This is a genomic window from Phreatobacter sp. (assembly GCF_016793595.1).
In the GTDB taxonomy this organism is placed as follows: domain Bacteria; phylum Pseudomonadota; class Alphaproteobacteria; order Rhizobiales; family Phreatobacteraceae; genus Phreatobacter.
In genome coordinates this window covers 70,831-88,396 of the sequence record NZ_JAEULY010000004.1, presented here as the reverse complement: position 1 = coordinate 88,396, position 17,566 = coordinate 70,831, and the positions used below count along the sequence as shown (strand labels likewise).

The window sequence follows — 17,566 nt, the reverse complement described above, 5'->3', positions numbered from 1 at the left end:
GGAAATGGCTCCGTTGCGCAAGACGGTGGCGCAATCAGGGCAGCGGGGCCGTTCACTGCGCCGGTGGGTTGAACCAGTTCGACACGTTCTGCGACAGGGTCAGTTCGCCGATGGTCCGCAGATTGAAGCGGAACATGAAGCGGTGGACGTCGCGTGTCGTGGTGACATTGTTGAGCGTCACCACCTCGGCGGCGAAGTCGCGCGAATAGTAGAAGCCGAGCTGCATGGCGTCGTCGAGGTAGTTCACGCCGAGCGTCAGGCCTTCGATCTTGTTGCGTTCGGTGATCGGCAGCGTGTTGGTGAAATTGGCCGCGAGGTTCTGCCGCTCGAACGAGAAGCGCGCCGCGCCGTAAAGCGTCCAGTTGGTGGCGACCGTGTAGGACATGGCCGCGCCGACGCCGCTGCGGGGCACGATGTAACCGAGCACCGGCTGCGGCGCGAGATAGGCATAGGTGCCGGTGACCGCGACATTGCCGAAGCGGCCGGTCGCGTCCACTTCCGCGCGCTGGACGGCGAAGCTCCGCTCGTCGAAGCGTCCGCGCGCCGAGAACCGGAAATTGCTGTCCATCTGGTACATGAAGCGCGCGACATAGTCGGATCGCGGCTTGTCGAGGCCGGAATTGGCGCCCGCGCTCGCCATGTCCACGCCGGTCCCGACGACGGCGGGATCGCCATAGGCGAAGGAATTGACGCCGAACAGGTGCCGCGACTGACCGAACAGCACGTTGACGCTGGAGCCGTTGACGAAGCGGTGGGTGAGGTTGAGGCCGTAGTTCAGCCGTCCGCCGCCCTCGACGCGGTCCCAGCCGGAGAACTTGCTGACCTGGAACAGACTGGTGTCGTCGAAGACGAGGCTCTGGGCATCCTCGTTCGGGATGCGGCCGATATTGGTCTCGTTCGGACGGGCGATGAACTGGACGATCGGCTCGATGACGGTGGTGCCGTATTCGGTGCCGGCGATCCACGGATAGCGATAGGTCATGCCGACGGTCGGCATGACGCGCGTATGTTGCTGGCCGCTGCCCGTCGCCAGCCGGTCGAACGAGCCGAGGACGGCGGCATTGTCCTTCAGGTGGTGGTAGGTCACGTCGCCGCGCACCGAGACGAAGGGTTCCCAGACCTGCCCAAGGGCGTCGGTGATCCGCCGGCGCCAGGCGACTTCCGCCGAAGCGCGCGAATAGGTGCCGTCGATGCCGTTCACAAGGCAGTTCGACGGATCGAGATTGACGCCCGGCGCGCGCGGCTGGAGCCGGTTGCAGGTGATCGGGACGAGCGGGTTGCGAACCGATACGTCCGCCGCCTCGCGCGACATGCTGACGATGCTCGTCCGCCACGACAGTTCGCCGCCGACGACGGAGCGGTCGTAGACGCGGAAATAATCCAGCACCGGATGGGTGACCGGCAGCACCTTGTTGTCGGTGTCGGTTGCGGTGATGCCGACATAGCGGGTGGTCGAGAGATCGAACCAGCTGCGCTCGCCCTGTCCGCGCAGGAACAGGCGGGAATTGGCCTCGGTCTGCCCCGGCAGCATCAGGGAATAGTCCCTCAGGAAGGCCGTATCCGACATCAGGTTGAGGTCCCAGCCGACCGACCAGCGCTCGGTGAGGCGGAACATGCCCGTCGTGTGGATGATGCCGCGGAAGCTGCGGTTGCCGACTTCCGGCGTGCCGTCCGAATAGGTGAAGGCGTTGCGGTCCTGCTGGAAAATGCCGGCGCCGCGGATCGTGTAGTAGCCGCTCTCGAAGCCGTGGCGCCATTCCACCACGGGCATGAAGCCCTGGCGGATATAGTAGCGCGGCGCGATCAGCAGGTCGTAATTGGCCTGGATGTTCCAGAAATAGGGCACCTCGATGCCGATGCCCGTGCGGTTCGAGCCCGCGACGCCCGGCATCAGGAAGCCCGAGGCCTTGCGGACGGTCGGATCCGGCGCCTGCATGTAGGGCATGTAGGCGATCGGCAGGCCGAACATCTCGAAGCGGGCATCCTCGAAATAGATCATCCGCTCGGATTCGCGGTGGATGATCCGCTTCGACTTGATGACCCAGGTCGGCGGCTTGGTCTGGTCGGCGCGGCAGGAATCGCAGGCCGTATAGGCCGCCCGGTCGAAGATCGTCGTCTCGCCGTTCTCGCGCGTCACGTTGGCGGCGCCGATGAAGCGCCGGTCCGGCGTTTCGAGATTCAGCGAACGGACGAAGCCGTCGGCGAAGTTCTGGTCGAATTCGAGGTCCTGCGCGTGGGCGATCACGCCCGACGGCTCGGTGATCCGGACATTGCCGGTGGCGCGAACCCGGTTCGCGCGCTGGTCGTAGGTGACGAGGTCGGCCTCGATGGTGCGGCCGTCGTAATAGATCTGCACCCGGCCGCGCGCGGAGACGCGGCTCGTCCGCTCGTCATAGACGAGCTGGTTGGCGTTCACCTGCATCGGCGAGCCGCGCTGCGTCGTCGTGAAGGTCGGCGCCGTGGCCGGCAGCTGCTCCAGCGACGGCGACATCGGCGAACGCGCCGTCGACTGGTTCTGGATGACCGTCGGGTCCTGGATGAACAGGCGTCGCTCGATCGGATCAGCGGGGACCGGCTGCGCGCGTGCGGGCGCGAACCCTCCCGCCGCGACAAGCAGCGTCAGCGCGCTTGCGGTCGCGGTCAGGGCGGGGCGGGCGATTCGGGTCGAAGAAGCCGGAGGCCGGATGGATGCAAGGCGCATCAACCATCCTCCTGCTTCAAAAGAACCATGAAACCCATCAACGCACCGATAAATGCAGGCGACCAGGCCGCGAGCACCGGAGGCACCAGATTGGAGCGCCCGAGATTCCCAGCCAGTTCGGACCCCACGTAAAGCAAAAATCCGGCGACGACGCCACCCAGAATCGTCCGGCCGAGGCCGCCGAGCCGCGCGAACCGCAAGGACGCTGCGGCAGCCACCAGAACCATCGCGACGAGCAGCAGCGGCCGGGCCAGCAGAAGCTGGTACTGGAGCTCGAAACGGGCGGCCGGAAGGCCCGAGCGCCGCGCCAGTTCGATGAACTCCGGCAACTCCCAGAAGGAGACCTGCTCGGGCATCACGAAGCTCTGCTGCACCTGTTCGGCGGTCAGCCGGGTGTCAAGGCGCAGCGTCTCGTGCTTCTCCGGCTCCCGGCCGACCGGTGTCACCCGCGCCTTGCTTAGCTGCCAGTAGCCGTCGAACAGGTCGGCGCTGTCGGCGTCGATCCGCTCCTTGAAGCTGTTGTCGGTATTGTAGACCAGCACGCTGACGCCGGTGAGCCGCTGGCCGCGGCTGGTCGCGGAGGCGGCGTTGATGACCGCCTGCCCCGAGGGCGTCGCCTGCCGCAGCCAGAAGTTCGTGCGGGATTCCGCGACATAGACCCGTCCGAAAAGCTGGGATTCCAGCTTCATCGACCGCTCGCGGAAGTCGGAGGCGATGGGATTGTAGACGGTGGCGGCGAACACGCCGATGAGCAGGGCGACGATGATCGCCGGCGCCAGGAACTGCCAGGCCGAGAGCCCGGCCGCGCGGGCGACGACCAGTTCCAGCTTCCGCGACAGGCCCAGAAAGCACAGCATCGCCCCGACCAGCACGGCGAAGGGCAGCACGACCTCGACGAAGGCCGGCACGCGATAGATGGTCAGAAGCGCCACGAGCTGGGTCGGGGCCCGCGTCGAATCCTCGACGCGCCTCAGCTGCTCGACGAAATCGACGATCAGCACCAGCCCGAACGTGCCGAGAAACGTGCTTCCCACCGCCCCGATGAACTTGCGGGTCATGTAGCGCGAGAAGGTCGAGACGATCACGCCCTGCCTCCCGCCGCGAACCGCTCGGTCAGACGCTGGACGATCCGGTCGGAAAGGTCGCCGAAATAGGCCGAAACCGCCTGCGGGGCCCGCGGCCTCAGCCAGCCGAGCGAGATCGCGCCGAACAGCACGATGGTTGCGATCGGGATGAGATAGACGAGCGGGACGGCCGACGGCCGCGCCGCGACCATGCCGGACACGGCGAAGCCCAGCCCGCGGATAGCGGCCATCAAGGCGATCGCCCCGGCGATCGCGGCGCCCCGGCTCTGCCGGGTGGTGCGGGCATGTCCCAGCATGGCGAACGCAATACACATCATGGCCAGCGGGTAGAGCGGCGCGGCGAACCTGTCGTGCAGCTCCTGTCGAAACCGGCCCTGCCACCGCTCCAGCATGGGATCGGCGGGGTTCGGATTCATGAGCTCGGACGTATAGCGCTCCGATGGTCTATAAACCGTTTCCGCCGCCTGGGTCAGCTGCGACAGGTCGAAGGCGTAGCGGTCGAAGACGACGATGGAGGTGGTGCCGTCCTTCATCTCGCGGCGCTGAAGATTGCCGTTCTCCAGCACGAAGAACGTGCCCTGCCGCTGTTCGCTGATGACGCCGCGCTCGGCGACATAGGTCATGTGGACGGCGGTGTCGCGGGTGTCCGACACGACGATGCCGAGCAGCACGCCGCCCGGCGCGCGGTCGCGGATGTGGAAGGTGAGGCCCCGGTCGGCCTGCGTGAATTGCCCCGGCCGCACGATGGCGGTGAGCAGATTGGCCTGAACCTGCGTCAGCAGCAGGCGGAAATGCCGGATCGAGGACGGCGTCAGCCACAGTGACAGCGAGCCGACCAGCACCATGACCATGGCGGTCAGCACCAGCAGGGGGCGGGCGAGCCGGACCGGCGAGACGCCGGCCGCCGCCATGACGATCAGTTCGGAATCGCCGTTCAGCTTGTTCAGCGTCTGCATGACCGCGATGAACAGCGCGATCGGCGCGATCAGCGCCAGAAGGACCGGAATGCCGAGGCTGGTCATCAGGAAGAACAGCGCGATCGTCTGGCCGCTATTCGTCACGAGATCGAGCTGCCGCAGAACCTGGGTGATCCAGACGACCAGCGTCAGGACGAACAGGCCCGCGACGAAGGCGACCAGCGCCTGCCGGAAAATGTAGCGTTCGAGGGATCCCATTTCCGGCTCATGCTCGCAGGCGGAAGTCCAGCTCGTCAGCTGGCCGCCCGCTGATCGATCCATCAGGGGTAGTGGCCGATCGTGGCATGCGCAAGGTCGCAGAGCCGATTCCCGCCATGGCGTCTCCCCCCGGCCACAACGTCACGATAATGTATGTCTCGCAGGCGTTGTGCCTGATTCCATTGAGCTTCATCCTCGGGCCCATGCCAGACAGCCTCAAGATCACCTTCGCCCCGCTCGGATCGGCCCCCTCGGGTCTTGCCGTCATTCTCGCAGCTTCCGATCTCGCGCTCTCGAAAACGGCAGCAGCATTGCTCGCGCCCGCCAAGGATCTGCTCGCCCGCGCCGCGGCCGCCGACGGGTTCAAGGGCAAGTCGGGCTCGTTCCTCGATATCGTGGCGCCGGAAAAGGTGGCGGCCAGCCGGTTGCTGGTGGCTGGCATCGGCAAACCCGCCGACTGGAAGGAGCTCGATGTCATCCGCCTCGGCGGCGCCATCTGCGGTCGCCTCCCCGACGCGGTGACCGAGGCGACGATTGTCGCGGATACGGTCGCCGGCGCGCTTTCCGCCGATCAGGCGGCCGACCTCGCGCTCGGCCTGCGCCTGCGCTTCTACGCCTTCGACCGTTACAAGACGAAGAAGAAGGACGGCGACGAGGGGCCGAAGAAGCGCTCGGTGACCATTCTCGTCGCTGACGAGAAGGCGGCGCGCAAGGCGTTCAAGTCGCGCGAGGGTATCGCTGACGGCGTCGATGTCGCCCGCGACCTCGTCAACGAGCCGCCGAACGTGCTCTCGCCGCCCGAATTCGCCAAGCGCGCCGCCGCGCTGGAGCGCCTCGGCGTCGACGTCGAGATTCTCGGCGAGAAAGAGATGAAGAAACTCGGCATGGGCGCGCTTCTGGCCGTGGGGCAGGGCTCCCGCAAGGAAAGCCAGGTGGTCGTCATGCGCTGGGACGGCGGCAAGGACGGCGCGGCCCCGGTCTGCCTGATCGGCAAGGGTGTCTGCTTCGACACCGGCGGCATCTCGCTCAAACCCGGCGAGGGCATGCAGGACATGAAGGGCGACATGGGCGGCGCCGCCGCGGTGGTCGGCGCCATGCACGCGCTCGCCGCGCGCAAGGCCAAGGTCAACGCCGTCGGCATCATCGGCCTCGTCGAGAACATGCCGGACGGCAATGCCTATCGTCCCGGCGACATCCTGACCTCGATGTCCGGCCAGACCATCGAGATCATCAACACCGACGCCGAGGGCCGCCTCGTCCTCGCCGACCTGCTCTGGTACGCGAAGGGCCGCTTCCAGCCGAAATTCATGATCAATCTGGCGACCCTGACCGGCGCGATCATGGTGGCGCTCGGCAGCGAGCATGCCGGCCTGTTCAGCAACAACGACGAACTCGCCCAGAACCTCACCGCCTCCGGCCTCGCCACCGGCGAGCGTGTCTGGCGCATGCCGCTGTCGCCCGAATACGACAAGCTCATCGACAGCCAGTTCGCCGACATGAAGAACACGGGCGGGCGGTATGGTGGCTCGATCACCGCGGCGCAGTTCCTCCAGCGTTTCGTCGGCGATACGCCCTGGGCGCATCTCGACGTCGCCGGCACGGCGATGAATTCGGTAAAGAACGATCTCAACCGCTCGTGGGGTGGCGGCTGGGGCGTTCGCCTGCTCGACCGGCTGGTGGCGGACGCCTGCGAAAGCTAAGCGTCTGCGCCGAGCCATGCGAAAACGACTGAACTCGTGACCGATATCCTGTTCTACCATCTGCAGCACCAGCCGCTCGAAAGGGTCTTGCCGGTGCTGCTCGAAAAATCGGTGGAACGGGGATGGCGGGTCGCCGTGGAGGCGACCACGCAGGAGCGCGCCGATGCCCTCGACGCGCTGCTCTGGACCTATTCGGACGAGAGCTTTCTCGCACATGGCACCGACCGTGAGCCCGACCCGGCTGCGCAGCCCGTGCTGATCACCACCGAGCCGGGCCGGCCGAATGGCGCGACGGTGCGCTTTCTGGTCGATGGCGCGCCGCTGCCGGCGGACATGGCTTCTTACGAGCGCGTCGTGCTGATGTTCGACGGCAACGATCCCGATGCGATCGATCGCGCGCGCGATCAGTGGAAGGAGGCGAAGGCCGGCGGCCATGCCTGCACCTACTGGCAGCAGAGCGAGGCGGGCCGCTGGGAGAAGCGGGCGTGAACGTTCCCGACGAACCAGGGCGCCCACGCGGATTTATCGACAGCGCCGCCCGCTTTGAATATGCCCGCCTCGGCATCTCCATTTTTCTGACGGCGCTGACCAACCAGCAGGCGGTCCTGCTGGCTGTGGTCTGGGAGGAGGCGGGTTTCGCTCATCGCGACATCGGCCTGCTCATCGCGATCTACGGCATCCCCCTGGTGCTGATGAGCCTGTTCTCGGGGACCGTGGCCAACCGGATCGGGCTGCTGCCGACAGTGCGCATCGGCGCGGTCCTGACCTGCCTCGGGCTGGCGAGCCTCGCCGTCACCTATGACAGCTTCTTCGGCTCGCTCGCCTCGCGGCTGGTGCAGGGCGTCGGTTTCGCGCTGTTCCACGCACCGATCATGACCTATGGCACCACGCGGCTGACCCAGGAGCGTTTCGTCCAGCTTTTCGGGCTGCTCTCGGCCATGGCGCCGCTGCCTTACGCCTTCGGCCCGATCCTCGCCGAATATGTCTATCACGCCCATGGCGCGCGCACCTTCCTGCTGCTCGGCAGCCTGCCGGGCCTGCTCGCCCTGCCGCTGCTCTGGACCGTCCGGCCCGGCGAGAAGGCGACGCCCGAGGTCGGCGGCCTGACCGGACTGATGACATCGCGGCGGATCTTTCTGCCGATGCTGGCGGCGGTGGTCTATGGTTCGATGTTCGGCTTCATCAGCGCCTATATGGCGCCGCTCATGCTCGAACGCGGCATGACGGTCGGCGCCTTCTTCACCTCCTTCACCCTGTCGATCTTCGGCGCGCGGTTCGGCCTGCTGGCGCTGGTCGAGAATATCGACCGCCGCCTGGTGGTCGCGGGCGGCGCCATCGTGCTGGCCGCCGGGCTCCTGCTGGCTGCCTTCGCCGACAACACGACCTTTGCCGTGGCGTCAGGCTTCGTCTTCGGCCTCGGCCATTCCGTCGGTTTCCCGGTCATCTCGGCCTGGATCTGCGACGGCACCCCGCCGGAGAAGCGAGCCATCCCGCTCGCCCTGTTCAATGCCACCTTCTTCGCGGCGATCACCTTCGTCGCGCTACCGGCGAGCGTCGCCATCGGCCGCGTCGGCTACGTGCCGGTCATGGTTTTCATTTCCGCGACCGGTATCGTTCTCGCGGGAATCATGGTCTCCGCCTGGATGAGGCGTTTTCGCATTCCATAAGCGCCGTCGATGGGCGGCTTCATGTCTTGTGATTAGTCTGATGCCACGGTGCTGACAGAATGCTGTCAGTAGTCCTGTCGGAGCATCACCGCATGAGACCGTCGGACCGACTCTTCCAGATCATCCAGATCCTGCGCCGTTCGCGCCGGCCGCTGACCGCCGAGGCGATCGCGACCGAACTCGAAACGTCGAAGCGCACGATCTACCGCGACATCTCGGCCCTCGTCGGCCAGCGTGTGCCGATCAGGGGCGAGGCCGGGCTCGGCTATGTGCTGGAGGGCGGGTTCGACCTGCCGCCGCTCATGCTGACGGCCGATGAGATCGAGGCTGCCGCCCTCGGCGCCCGCTGGGTGCAGTCGCGCGCCGACCCGGCGCTCGCGCGCGCGGCGGAGGATCTCATTGCCAAGCTCGCCGCCATCGTGCCCGAGCGGTTGCGCGACCTCGCCCTCGACCCGGCCTCGCGCACGGGGCCGGCCTGGGAGCCGACGCCGGACCGGATCGACGTCGCACGCGTGCGCTCATGGATTCATGACGGCCGCAAGATCACGTTGGGCTACAAGGACGAGCAGGGCCGCGAGACCGACCGCACGATATGGCCGGTCGCGGTCGGTTATTTCGACAGCGTCCGCCATCTCGTCGCATGGTGCGAAATGCGCAAGGACTTCAGGAGCTTCCGTACCGACCGCATTCTCGCGGCGACGTTCCTCGACGACCGTTATCCCGAGCGCCCGAGCGTATTGCGCGCACGCTGGCGCAAGACGCTGAAGGAGCATTAGCCCGCCGCTTCAAGCTCCCCGCTGGCTGCGAGCCATGCCTCTTCCGCATCGGCAAGCTGCCTTTCCCGCATCCCCCGCGTCTTCGCGGCCTGCGCGGCGCTGTCCGGGTGGGCCTCGAAATAGCCGGGCTGGGCGAGGATGCGGTCGATCTTCTCGATATCTGCGCGCAGCTTGTCCATCGTCGCCTCGATGTCGGCGACCTTCTTGGCGAGGGCCTTGGCATCGGAGCGCGAGATCGGAGCAGCGGCGACACCCGCGGCCGCCTGCTCGGCCGATTTGCCGGTGCCCTTGCCAGGCTTCGTCTCCGGCGTCGCGCCGCCTGACAGCACGATGCGCCGATACTCGTCGAGATCGCCGTCGAAGGGTTTCACCGTCCCCTCGCGCACCAGCCAGAGCCGGTCGACCGTCGCCTCCAGCAGGTGCCGGTCGTGCGAGACGATCATGACCGCGCCGTCGAAATCGTTCAGCGCCTCGATCAGCGCCGTGCGACTGTCGATGTCGAGATGGTTGGTCGGTTCGTCGAGAATGAGCAGATGCGGCCCCTCGAACACCGCGATGGCGAACAGGAGCCGCGCCTTCTCGCCGCCGGAGAGTGAGGAGACCTTGCTGTCCGAGCGCTCGCCGGAAAAGCCGGCGCGGGCGCAGGCGGCGCGCACCTTGGCCTCCGGGTCGGCCGGCATCAGCCGCCGCATGTGCTGGTAGACGCTCTCGGCGGGCCTGAGTTCGTCGAGCTGGTGCTGCGCGAAATAGGCGATCTTCAGCTTGTCGGCGCGCACGAGGCGGCCACCCATGGCCGGCAGGCGCTCGGAAATCAGCTTCAGGAAGGTCGACTTGCCGTTGCCGTTGGCGCCGAGGAGGCCGATCCGGTCGTCGTCGTCGATCCTGAGGTCCAGACGGCGCAGAATCGGATGGCCCTCGGTGTAGCCGACGGACACGCCTTCGAGGTTGAGGATGGGGGGCGAAGCCTTGCGCGCGGGCGCGGGGATGATGAAGGGCGGCACGTCGCGATCGACGATGGCCGTCACCGTCTCCATCTTCTCCAGCATCTTCATGCGCGACTGCGCCTGCCGCGCCTTCGACGCCTTGGCCTTGAAGCGGTCGACGAAGGACTGGAGATGCGCGCGGCGCTCCTCCTGCTTCCTGATCGTCTTCTCGCGCACCGCGATCTCGATGGAGCGCGAGCGCTCGAACGTCGTGTAGTTGCCGCGCCAGAGCGTCAGCTTGCCCTGATCGAGATGCAGGATGTGCTCGACGGATGCGTCGAGCAGGTCGCGGTCGTGGCTGATCAGAAGGACGCTGTGCGGATAGCGGGCGAGATAGTCCTGCAACCAGAGCGTGCCTTCGAGGTCGAGATAGTTGGTCGGCTCGTCCAGCAGCAGCACGTCGGGCTCGGCGAACAGCACGGCGGCCAGCGCGACGCGCATCCGCCAGCCGCCGGAAAAGTCCGAGCAGGGGCGGGCCTGCGCCGCCGCATCGAAGCCGAGACCGGCGAGGATCGAGGCCGCGCGGGCGGGGGCCGAATGCGCGTCGATATCGACGAGGCGCGTCTGGATCTCGGCGATGCGGTGGGGATCGGTGGCCGTCTCTGCCTCCGCGAGCAGCGACTGCCGCTCCTTGTCGGCCTCCAGCACGAACTCGACCAGCGTCTGCGGTCCGCCGGGCGCCTCCTGGGCGACACCGCCAATGCGCGCGCGCGATGGCAGCTTGATCGTCCCGGCATCGGCCGAGAGATCGCCCTGGATGACCTTGAACAGTGTCGACTTGCCCGCGCCGTTGCGGCCGAGGAACCCCACTCGCGCATTGGGCGGCAGGGCCACGGAAGCACTGTCGATGAGCACGCGGCCGGCGACGCGCACGGTCAGGTCGTTGATCTGCAGCATGGCAGGCTTTTCGCCGAACGGGACGGTCTAGGCAAGTTTCATGCTGGCGCGCGGTCGCCGCCAGCGCCTTGGTCTCTCCCGAAATCCGCAGGAGTGCGGCTTGTCGCCAGTGCTATGATCTGTCCGTTCCGGCCGCCAATGAGTCGGGCATGGAGAGGACGAGATCATGAACGGGTCCATGAAGAAATATCTGGCCGAGTTCGTCGGTTCCGCAGCGCTGGTGATCATCGGCTGCGGCGCGATTACGCTCGGCGGGCATGGCGGCGCGCTCGCCAGCGCCCAGCCTCTGTCGACCCTCGCGATCCTGCCCATCGGTCTTGCCTTCGGTCTTGCGGTCACCGCCATGGCCTACGGCATCGGCCCGGTCTCGGGCTGTCATATCAATCCGGCCGTGACCATCGGCGTCTGGACCGCCGGCCGCATGCCGACCTCCGAAGTGCCCGGCTACATCATCGCGCAGTTCGCCGGTGCCATCGCCGGCGCTGCGATCCTTTACGTCATGCTGGCCGGCAAGGTCGGCGGCTATGACGTCGCGACAGCCGGCCTCGGACAGACCGGCTGGTCCGGCTATTCGATGGTTTCGGCGGCCATCGCCGAGTTCGTCGCCACCTTCCTGTTCCTCGTCGTCATCCTCGGCGCCACCTCCAAGGCCGGGTCCACGCCGGTCGCCGGGCTCGCCATCGGCCTGACGCTGGCGGTGCTTCACCTCGCCTTCGTGCCGGTTTCTGGCAACTCGCTCAATCCGTCGCGCTCCTTCGGGCCGGCCCTGTTCGTCGGGGGAACGGCGCTGGCGCAGGTCTGGCTGTTCCTGGTCGTGCCGACGCTCGCCGGAGCGGTCGCGGGCATGCTGTTCAAATCCAAGACCCTGGAAAACTGACCGGCGAGGGTCGGGTAGGGCGCAAGAAGCGCTTGCCCCAAAACGACGAGACCCGCCGCCAGTGGTACTGGCGACGGGTCGGCATCCGCGCGGATCAGGTTGGGTGGGGCGTCGGAGACCCGCGCGACTACTCCGGAATGTCAGCGGCAGATGCGCACGCGGCGCGGCTCCGGCCCCCAGGGCGTCTGCACCCAGCGACGCTCGACCCAGCAGCTCGGCGCGACATAGGCCGGGCGGTAGGGACGGTAGAAGCCGTAGGGGCGATAGGGGCGGTAGGGACGATAGAAGCCGTGGGGCCGGTGCGGGCGGCCATAATAGCCGCCGCCATAGCCACCCCACTGGACCGGGGTCAGCGTCCCGGCCGACAGTCCGAGCTCGAGGGCGACGGCCGGGTTGGCATCCGCCTTTGACGGTGTGAATGCTGCCGCCGAGAGGCCGGCAAGGCCTGCCATCGCGGTCAAAACGAGCTTGCGCATTCTGTGATCTCCAGTCGCAGCGGCTGCGCATTCCGCAACCGTTGAATGGAAGCTAGGGCCGGCGCGCTGAACTCGATCTGATCCCGCCCTTCATATGCGGTTCATCGAGCTGGCGCACCTGCGAAGCGGGACTGAGGCAGGCGACAGGCCGAGTGGGCGTTGCGGGCAGGCAGGGCCGCTGCTAGAAGCGCGCCACCTCAAGCTTTCCACGCCATCCCAAGGGACCGACCATGGCCATCGAGCGCACCTTTTCCATCCTCAAGCCGGACGCCGTGAAGCGGAATCTGACCGGCGCCGTCAATGCCGTGATCGAGAAGGCGGGCCTGCAGATCGTCGCGCAGAAGCGCATCCGCATGTCGCTGCCGGAGGCGCGTCGCTTCTATGCCGTCCACAAGGAGCGCCCGTTCTTCGGCGAGCTCGTCGATTTCATGGTGTCGGCCCCGGTCGTCGTCCAGGTGCTCGAGGGCGAGAACGCCATCGCCAAGTACCGCGAAGTGATGGGCGCGACCAACCCGGCGCAGGCCGCCGACGGCACGATCCGCAAGCTCTACGCCCTGTCGGTCGGCGAGAATTCGGTCCACGGCTCGGATTCGGCCGACAATGCCAAGATCGAGATCGCGCAGTTCTTCTCCGAGAACGAGATCATCTCGGCCTGATCGAATCTGCACATATCGCATGCGCGAAGGCGGGCCTCGGCCCGCCTTTTTCGTTGCGGCTTCATGACATAGACTGGAGCCGATCCAATTTGAGGTTCTCCCCCGGGAACGGCTGATGAACGCACCCCTTCGCATCGAGCGCCGCCAGTCCACCTGTCCGCACGACTGCCCGTCCGCCTGTTCGCTCGACGTCGAGGTGATCGACGGCAAGACCATCGGTCGCGTTCATGGCGATGCACGGCAGAGCTACACGGCCGGCGTTGTCTGCGCCAAGGTCGCCCGCTATGCCGAGCGCATCCACCATCCCGACCGGCTGCTTCACCCGCTGATCCGCAAGGGGCCGAAGGGGTCGGGCGAGTTCCAGCGCATCTCCTGGGACGAGGCCATGGCGATGACCGCCGAGCGGTTCCTGGAGGCCGAGAAGCGCTACGGCTCCGAGACGGTCTGGCCCTACTACTATGCCGGCACGATGGGCTTCGTGCAGCGCGACGGCATCAACCGCCTGCGCCATGTGAAGAAATATTCCGGCTTCTTCTCCACCATCTGCACCAACATGGCCTGGTCCGGTTTCATCGCCGGCACCGGGCGGCTCGCCGGCGTCGACCCGCGCGAAATGGCGAAATCCGACGTCGTGGTGATCTGGGGCACCAACCCCGTCTCCACGCAGGTCAACGTGATGACCCACGCCATGAAGGCCCGCAAGGAGCGTGGCGCCAAGATCGTCGTGGTCGATATCTACCGCACCGATACGGTGAAGCAGGCCGATCTCGGCCTCGTGCTGAAGCCCGGCACGGACGGCGCGCTCGCCTGCGCGGTGATGCACGTGCTGTTTCGCGACGGCTATGCCGACCGCGAATATCTCAGCGAATTCACGGACGTGCCGGCCGAGCTTGAATCGCATTTGCAGACCAGAGGGCCGCAATGGGCGGCCGGCATCACCGGCCTGACGGTCGAGGAGATCGAGACCTTCGCCAAGCTCGTCGGCGAGAACAGGAAGACCTTCTTTCGCCTTGGCTACGGCTTCGGCCGCCAGCGCAACGGCGCGGTCAACATGCACGCCGCGTCATGCATCCCGGCCGTGACCGGCGCGTGGAAATACGAGGGGGGCGGAGCCTTCCACAATAACGGCGCGATCTACCACTGGCGCAAATCGCTGATCGAGGGTCTGGACGTGAAGGACGCCGCGATCCGCACACTCGACCAGTCGCGGATCGGCGCGATTCTGACCGGCGAGCGGGCTGCGCTCGCCCGGCCGGACGGCTCGGACGGGCCGCCGGTGACGGCCATGATCATCCAGAACACCAATCCGGTGAATGTCGCGCCCGACCAGACCAGGGTGATCGAAGGGTTCGCACGCGACGACCTGTTCACCGTCGTCCACGAGCAGTTCATGACCGATACGGCGAAGATGGCCGATCTGGTGCTGCCCGCGACCATGTTCATGGAGCATGACGACATGTACCAGGGCGGCGGCCACCAGCACATCATGCTGGGGCTGAAGCTGGTCGATGGACCCGGCGAATGCCGCTCCAATCACGAGGTCATCTCGGATCTCGCCGCGCGTGTCGGCGCGGATCACAAGGGCTTTGCCATGAGCCCGCGGGAGATCATCGACTGGACGCTGCAAAATTCCGGCTGGGGCACGCTGGCCGAGCTGGAGGCGACCAATTTCCGGGACGTGCAGCCGAAATTCGACGACGCCCACTATCTCAAGGGTTTCGCCTATGGCGACCGCAAGTTCCGCTTCAAGCCGGACTGGCCGAACGTGCCGAACGCCAATATCGGCGGTCTCGGCCCCATCGACCGCATGCCCTCGCTGCCCGACCACTGGGAGGTGATCGAGGAGACCGATGCCGACTATCCCTTCAAGCTCGCGACCTCGCCGTCGCGCAGCTACCTCAACTCCACCTTCGCCGAGACGCCGTCCTCGAGGAAGCGGGAAGGGCGGCCGGAAGTGATGATCAACCCGGCGGATGCCGAGCGCCTCGGCATCGAGACCGGCGCGCGGGTGGAACTCGGCTCGCCGCGCGGGGCCATTGTGCTCCACGCCAAGGTGACCGACCAGACGCGCGCGGGCACGCTGATCGCGGAGGGTATCTGGGCCAATTCCGCCCATGAAGGCGGCCGCGGCATCAACACGCTGACGGGCGCGGATGCCGTCGCGCCCTTCGGCGGCGCAGCCTTCCACGACAACAAGGCGTGGATCAGGGTGGCGTGATTGGCAATCTTTGCCAATTGTGATACCTCTCGCCCATGGCTACGCGCAATATCAGCCTCACCGCTGAGCAGGACGCCTTCATTGATGAAGTCGTCGGCACTGGCGACTATCAGAACGCCAGCGAGGCGGTTCGCGACGCCCTGCGTCTGCTGCGTAGCCGCCGCGAGGAAGACGCCCTCAGGCTCGAGGGCCTGCGCCGCCAGCTTCAGATGGGCATCGACGCCATTGAGAGGGGCGATGTCATTGCCCTCGACGACGATGATATCGGCGCTTTCCTCAGTCGTCTGAGTTCATCCGAGAGGGCTGGCTGAACCCATGGCGCGGCTTCGGCTTTCACGGCCGGCGGCTAGGGACATTGCGGAGATCCTGGAGGCCAGTGACGCTGCATGGGGCTTTGACGCCAGGCGGCGCTACGAGGCGCTGATCGAGAAGGCTCTTCGCGCCATCCTTGCGGATCCCCGTGGCGTTCTGACCCGCGATCATTCGGTATTGCTGCGGGGCTTGCGCAGTCTTCACCTGCGCCATGTCCACGAGGACGTAGCGGCGCCGGTTCATTTCGTCTGGTTCCGCGTCGTCGATGGCGATGTTATCGAGGTCATTCGCGTTCTGCACGAGCGGATGGAGCCGGGTCGACACATCGGCGTGCGGGATTGAAGTCCAGTCAGACCAGCCGGTATTCCGTACTGATCATCCGGAGCACTTCGGGGTAGATGCGGTGTTCGGCTTCGAGCACGCGTTTCGCCAGCGTGTCCGGCGTGTCGCCAGCCAGCACCGGCACTTCCTCCTGCAGGATGATCGGTCCGGCATCGAGGTCGGGCACGACGAAGTGGACGGTAGCGCCGTGCACCTTTGCCCCATCGGCCAAAGCGCGGGCGTGCGTGTCGAGCCCCTTATAGGCGGGCAGGAGGGACGGGTGAATGTTGATCATTCGCCCGTCCCACTGGCTTGGGAACCAGGGCGTGAAGATGCGCATGAAGCCGGCGAGGCAGACGATGTCGATGCGCTGCTTTTCAAGCTCCGCCTGCAAGGCCCGCTCGAAGGCCTCACGATCGCCCTTGAACGCGCGATGGTCGACCGTCGCCGTGGCAATGCCGTTCGCCTCCGCCGTGGCGAGCCCGCCAGCGTCAGGCTTGTTGGAGACGACGAGCGCGATCTCGGCGGGATAATCCGGCGCCTTCGCCGCCTCGATCAGCGCGGCCATGTTCGAGCCGCGCCCGGAGATCAGCACGCCGACGCGCTTGCGGCTCACAGCTTGAGCGCCCCTGCGAAGGTGACGAGCGGCTCGGTCGCCGCCGTCGTGACGCGGCCGAGGGTGACGGCGGTTTCGCCGGCGGCGCGGAAGGCGTCCAGCACCGCTGCGGCCTCGGCCTCGGCCACCACGACCACCATGCCGATGCCGCAATTGAACGTCCGCACCATCTCGGCCTGGTCGAGCCCGCCGACCTTGGCCAGCCAGCCGAAGACCGGTGGTACCGGTACGGCTGCGAGATTCACCTCGACACCGAGGCCCTCGGGCAGGACGCGCGGGATGTTGTCGACGAAGCCGCCACCGGTGATATGCGCCAGCGCCTTGATCGCGCCGGTGCCGCGATGGGCGGCGAGCACGCTCTTCACGTAGATGCGGGTCGGCTCCAGCAGCGCCTCGCCCAGCGTCTTCGCGGTATCGAAGGGGGCGGGCGCGTCCCAGCCAAGGCCGGAGACCTCGACAATCTTGCGCACCAGCGAATAGCCGTTGGAATGGACGCCGGAGGAGGCGAGGCCCAGCACCATGTCGCCGGCCGCGACATCGCGGCGCGGCAGCAGCGTGCCGCGCTCGGCAGCCCCCACCGAGAAGCCGGCAAGGTCGTAATCGCCGTCCGCATAGAGGCCGGGCATTTCCGCCGTCTCGCCGCCGATCAGGGCGCAGCCGGCCTGTTTGCAGCCAAGCGCGATGCCCTTGACCACCTGCGCGGCGGCTTCCGGCGACAGCTTGCCCGTGGCGAAATAGTCGAGGAAGAACAGGGGCTCGGCACCCTGCACGACGAGGTCGTTGACGCACATGGCGACCAGATCGATGCCGATCGTGTCGTGCCGGCCCGTCTCGATGGCGATCTTGATCTTGGTGCCGACGCCGTCATTGGCCGCGACCAGCACGGGGTCCTTGAAACCGGCAGCCTTCAGGTCGAACAGGCCGCCGAACCCGCCGATCTCGGCGTCCGCGCCCGGCCGGGCGGTTGCCCGCACCAGCGGCTTGATCATGTCGACCATGCGGTTGCCGGCGTCGATGTCGACGCCCGCCTCGGCATAGGTCAGGCCATTCCTGCGTTCTGTGGTCACGTTCGCATCCCGTTGATCGCAGCCGGATTAGCCCGCGCG

The 17,566-nt window shown here is 66.7% G+C and carries 16 protein-coding genes; 9 read left to right on the top strand and 7 right to left on the bottom strand.

Annotated features, from left to right (window positions below):
- Window positions 1-52 precede the first annotated feature (52 nt).
- From JNK84_RS04450 to lptF, 3 genes are read right to left on the bottom strand one after another with little or no spacing between them, the layout of a single operon-like run.
- Window positions 53-2,701: an LPS-assembly protein LptD gene (locus JNK84_RS04450; RefSeq protein ID WP_293420976.1), complete on the bottom strand. Its 2,649-nt coding sequence runs from the start codon at window positions 2,699-2,701 to the stop codon at window positions 53-55.
- Window positions 2,701-3,786, bottom strand: coding sequence for an LPS export ABC transporter permease LptG (gene lptG / locus JNK84_RS04445; protein WP_293420974.1), 1,086 nt, complete (start codon window positions 3,784-3,786; stop codon window positions 2,701-2,703). The genes JNK84_RS04450 and lptG overlap by 1 nt, the downstream gene beginning before the upstream one ends.
- Complete coding sequence (gene lptF, locus JNK84_RS04440; protein ID WP_293420972.1) at window positions 3,783-4,961, bottom strand: LPS export ABC transporter permease LptF; 1,179 nt, start codon at window positions 4,959-4,961, stop codon at window positions 3,783-3,785. Before lptF ends, lptG begins: the two co-directional genes overlap by 4 nt.
- A gap of 203 nt (window positions 4,962-5,164) precedes the next feature.
- Here lptF and JNK84_RS04435 point away from each other — a divergent pair, with 203 nt between their 5' ends.
- The 4 genes from JNK84_RS04435 (at window position 5,165) to JNK84_RS04420 (ending at window position 9,104) form a co-directional block, all read left to right on the top strand.
- Complete coding sequence (locus JNK84_RS04435; RefSeq protein ID WP_293423468.1) at window positions 5,165-6,661, top strand: leucyl aminopeptidase; 1,497 nt, start codon at window positions 5,165-5,167, stop codon at window positions 6,659-6,661.
- Window positions 6,662-6,697: 36 nt separating this feature from the next.
- The gene (locus JNK84_RS04430; protein WP_293420970.1) at window positions 6,698-7,150 is read left to right on the top strand and encodes a DNA polymerase III subunit chi; all 453 of its coding nucleotides are present in this window, start codon (window positions 6,698-6,700) and stop codon (window positions 7,148-7,150) included.
- Window positions 7,147-8,328 (top strand): MFS transporter, encoded by a 1,182-nt coding sequence (locus JNK84_RS04425; protein WP_293420968.1) that lies wholly within the window; start codon window positions 7,147-7,149, stop codon window positions 8,326-8,328. Before JNK84_RS04430 ends, JNK84_RS04425 begins: the two co-directional genes overlap by 4 nt.
- A 92-nt stretch (window positions 8,329-8,420) precedes the next feature.
- On the top strand, window positions 8,421-9,104 hold the full coding sequence (locus tag JNK84_RS04420; RefSeq protein ID WP_293420966.1) for a helix-turn-helix transcriptional regulator: 684 nt from the start codon (window positions 8,421-8,423) through the stop codon (window positions 9,102-9,104).
- Here the strand turns inward: JNK84_RS04420 and JNK84_RS04415 are convergent.
- Window positions 9,101-10,984, bottom strand: a complete 1,884-nt coding sequence (locus tag JNK84_RS04415; protein WP_293420964.1) for an ABC-F family ATP-binding cassette domain-containing protein — start codon at window positions 10,982-10,984, stop codon at window positions 9,101-9,103. The two genes, JNK84_RS04420 and JNK84_RS04415, sit on opposite strands and share 4 nt — an antisense overlap.
- A 166-nt stretch (window positions 10,985-11,150) precedes the next feature.
- Between JNK84_RS04415 and JNK84_RS04410 the strand changes: the two genes are divergently transcribed.
- On the top strand, window positions 11,151-11,861 hold the full coding sequence (locus tag JNK84_RS04410; protein ID WP_441343202.1) for an aquaporin: 711 nt from the start codon (window positions 11,151-11,153) through the stop codon (window positions 11,859-11,861).
- A 140-nt stretch (window positions 11,862-12,001) separates the two neighbouring features.
- Here JNK84_RS04410 and JNK84_RS04405 read toward each other — a convergent pair whose 3' ends face one another.
- On the bottom strand, window positions 12,002-12,337 hold the full coding sequence (locus JNK84_RS04405; protein WP_293420962.1) for a hypothetical protein: 336 nt from the start codon (window positions 12,335-12,337) through the stop codon (window positions 12,002-12,004).
- 230 nt (window positions 12,338-12,567) lie between these two features.
- On the opposite strand from JNK84_RS04405, the gene ndk reads away from it, so the two are divergent.
- From ndk to JNK84_RS04385, 4 genes are all read left to right on the top strand, one after another.
- The gene (gene ndk, locus JNK84_RS04400; RefSeq protein ID WP_293420960.1) at window positions 12,568-12,993 is read left to right on the top strand and encodes a nucleoside-diphosphate kinase; all 426 of its coding nucleotides are present in this window, start codon (window positions 12,568-12,570) and stop codon (window positions 12,991-12,993) included.
- A gap of 115 nt (window positions 12,994-13,108) precedes the next feature.
- Window positions 13,109-15,211, top strand: coding sequence for a molybdopterin-containing oxidoreductase family protein (locus tag JNK84_RS04395; RefSeq protein ID WP_293420958.1), 2,103 nt, complete (start codon window positions 13,109-13,111; stop codon window positions 15,209-15,211).
- A 35-nt stretch (window positions 15,212-15,246) separates the two neighbouring features.
- Window positions 15,247-15,522 carry a type II toxin-antitoxin system ParD family antitoxin gene (locus tag JNK84_RS04390; protein ID WP_293420956.1) on the top strand — a complete coding sequence of 92 codons (276 nt, stop codon included), beginning with the start codon at window positions 15,247-15,249 and terminating at the stop codon, window positions 15,520-15,522.
- Between the two features lie 4 nt (window positions 15,523-15,526).
- Window positions 15,527-15,865 (top strand): type II toxin-antitoxin system RelE/ParE family toxin, encoded by a 339-nt coding sequence (locus JNK84_RS04385; RefSeq protein ID WP_293420954.1) that lies wholly within the window; start codon window positions 15,527-15,529, stop codon window positions 15,863-15,865.
- Between the two features lie 7 nt (window positions 15,866-15,872).
- Here JNK84_RS04385 and purN read toward each other — a convergent pair whose 3' ends face one another.
- A complete protein-coding gene (gene purN, locus JNK84_RS04380; RefSeq protein ID WP_293420952.1) occupies window positions 15,873-16,460 on the bottom strand; it encodes a phosphoribosylglycinamide formyltransferase in 588 nt (195 codons plus the stop codon).
- Entirely contained in the window at window positions 16,457-17,527 is a 1,071-nt protein-coding gene (gene purM, locus JNK84_RS04375; protein ID WP_293420950.1) for a phosphoribosylformylglycinamidine cyclo-ligase, read from the bottom strand. Before purM ends, purN begins: the two co-directional genes overlap by 4 nt.
- Window positions 17,528-17,566 lie beyond the last annotated feature (39 nt).

What these genes read in the sequence shown, in the direction of transcription:
- lptF (WP_293420972.1), bottom strand. Translation starts at nt 4,961, where the DNA reads ATGGGATCCCTCGAACGCTACATTTTCCGGCAGGCGCTGGTCGCCTTC.
- JNK84_RS04410 (WP_441343202.1), top strand. Translation starts at nt 11,151, where the DNA reads ATGAACGGGTCCATGAAGAAATATCTGGCCGAGTTCGTCGGTTCCGCA.
- JNK84_RS04420 (WP_293420966.1), top strand. Translation starts at nt 8,421, where the DNA reads ATGAGACCGTCGGACCGACTCTTCCAGATCATCCAGATCCTGCGCCGT.
- JNK84_RS04395 (WP_293420958.1), top strand. Translation starts at nt 13,109, where the DNA reads ATGAACGCACCCCTTCGCATCGAGCGCCGCCAGTCCACCTGTCCGCAC.
- JNK84_RS04405 (WP_293420962.1), bottom strand. Translation starts at nt 12,337, where the DNA reads ATGCGCAAGCTCGTTTTGACCGCGATGGCAGGCCTTGCCGGCCTCTCG.
- JNK84_RS04435 (WP_293423468.1), top strand. Translation starts at nt 5,165, where the DNA reads ATGCCAGACAGCCTCAAGATCACCTTCGCCCCGCTCGGATCGGCCCCC.
- JNK84_RS04385 (WP_293420954.1), top strand. Translation starts at nt 15,527, where the DNA reads ATGGCGCGGCTTCGGCTTTCACGGCCGGCGGCTAGGGACATTGCGGAG.
- JNK84_RS04450 (WP_293420976.1), bottom strand. Translation starts at nt 2,701, where the DNA reads ATGCGCCTTGCATCCATCCGGCCTCCGGCTTCTTCGACCCGAATCGCC.
- JNK84_RS04390 (WP_293420956.1), top strand. Translation starts at nt 15,247, where the DNA reads ATGGCTACGCGCAATATCAGCCTCACCGCTGAGCAGGACGCCTTCATT.
- ndk (WP_293420960.1), top strand. Translation starts at nt 12,568, where the DNA reads ATGGCCATCGAGCGCACCTTTTCCATCCTCAAGCCGGACGCCGTGAAG.
- JNK84_RS04415 (WP_293420964.1), bottom strand. Translation starts at nt 10,984, where the DNA reads ATGCTGCAGATCAACGACCTGACCGTGCGCGTCGCCGGCCGCGTGCTC.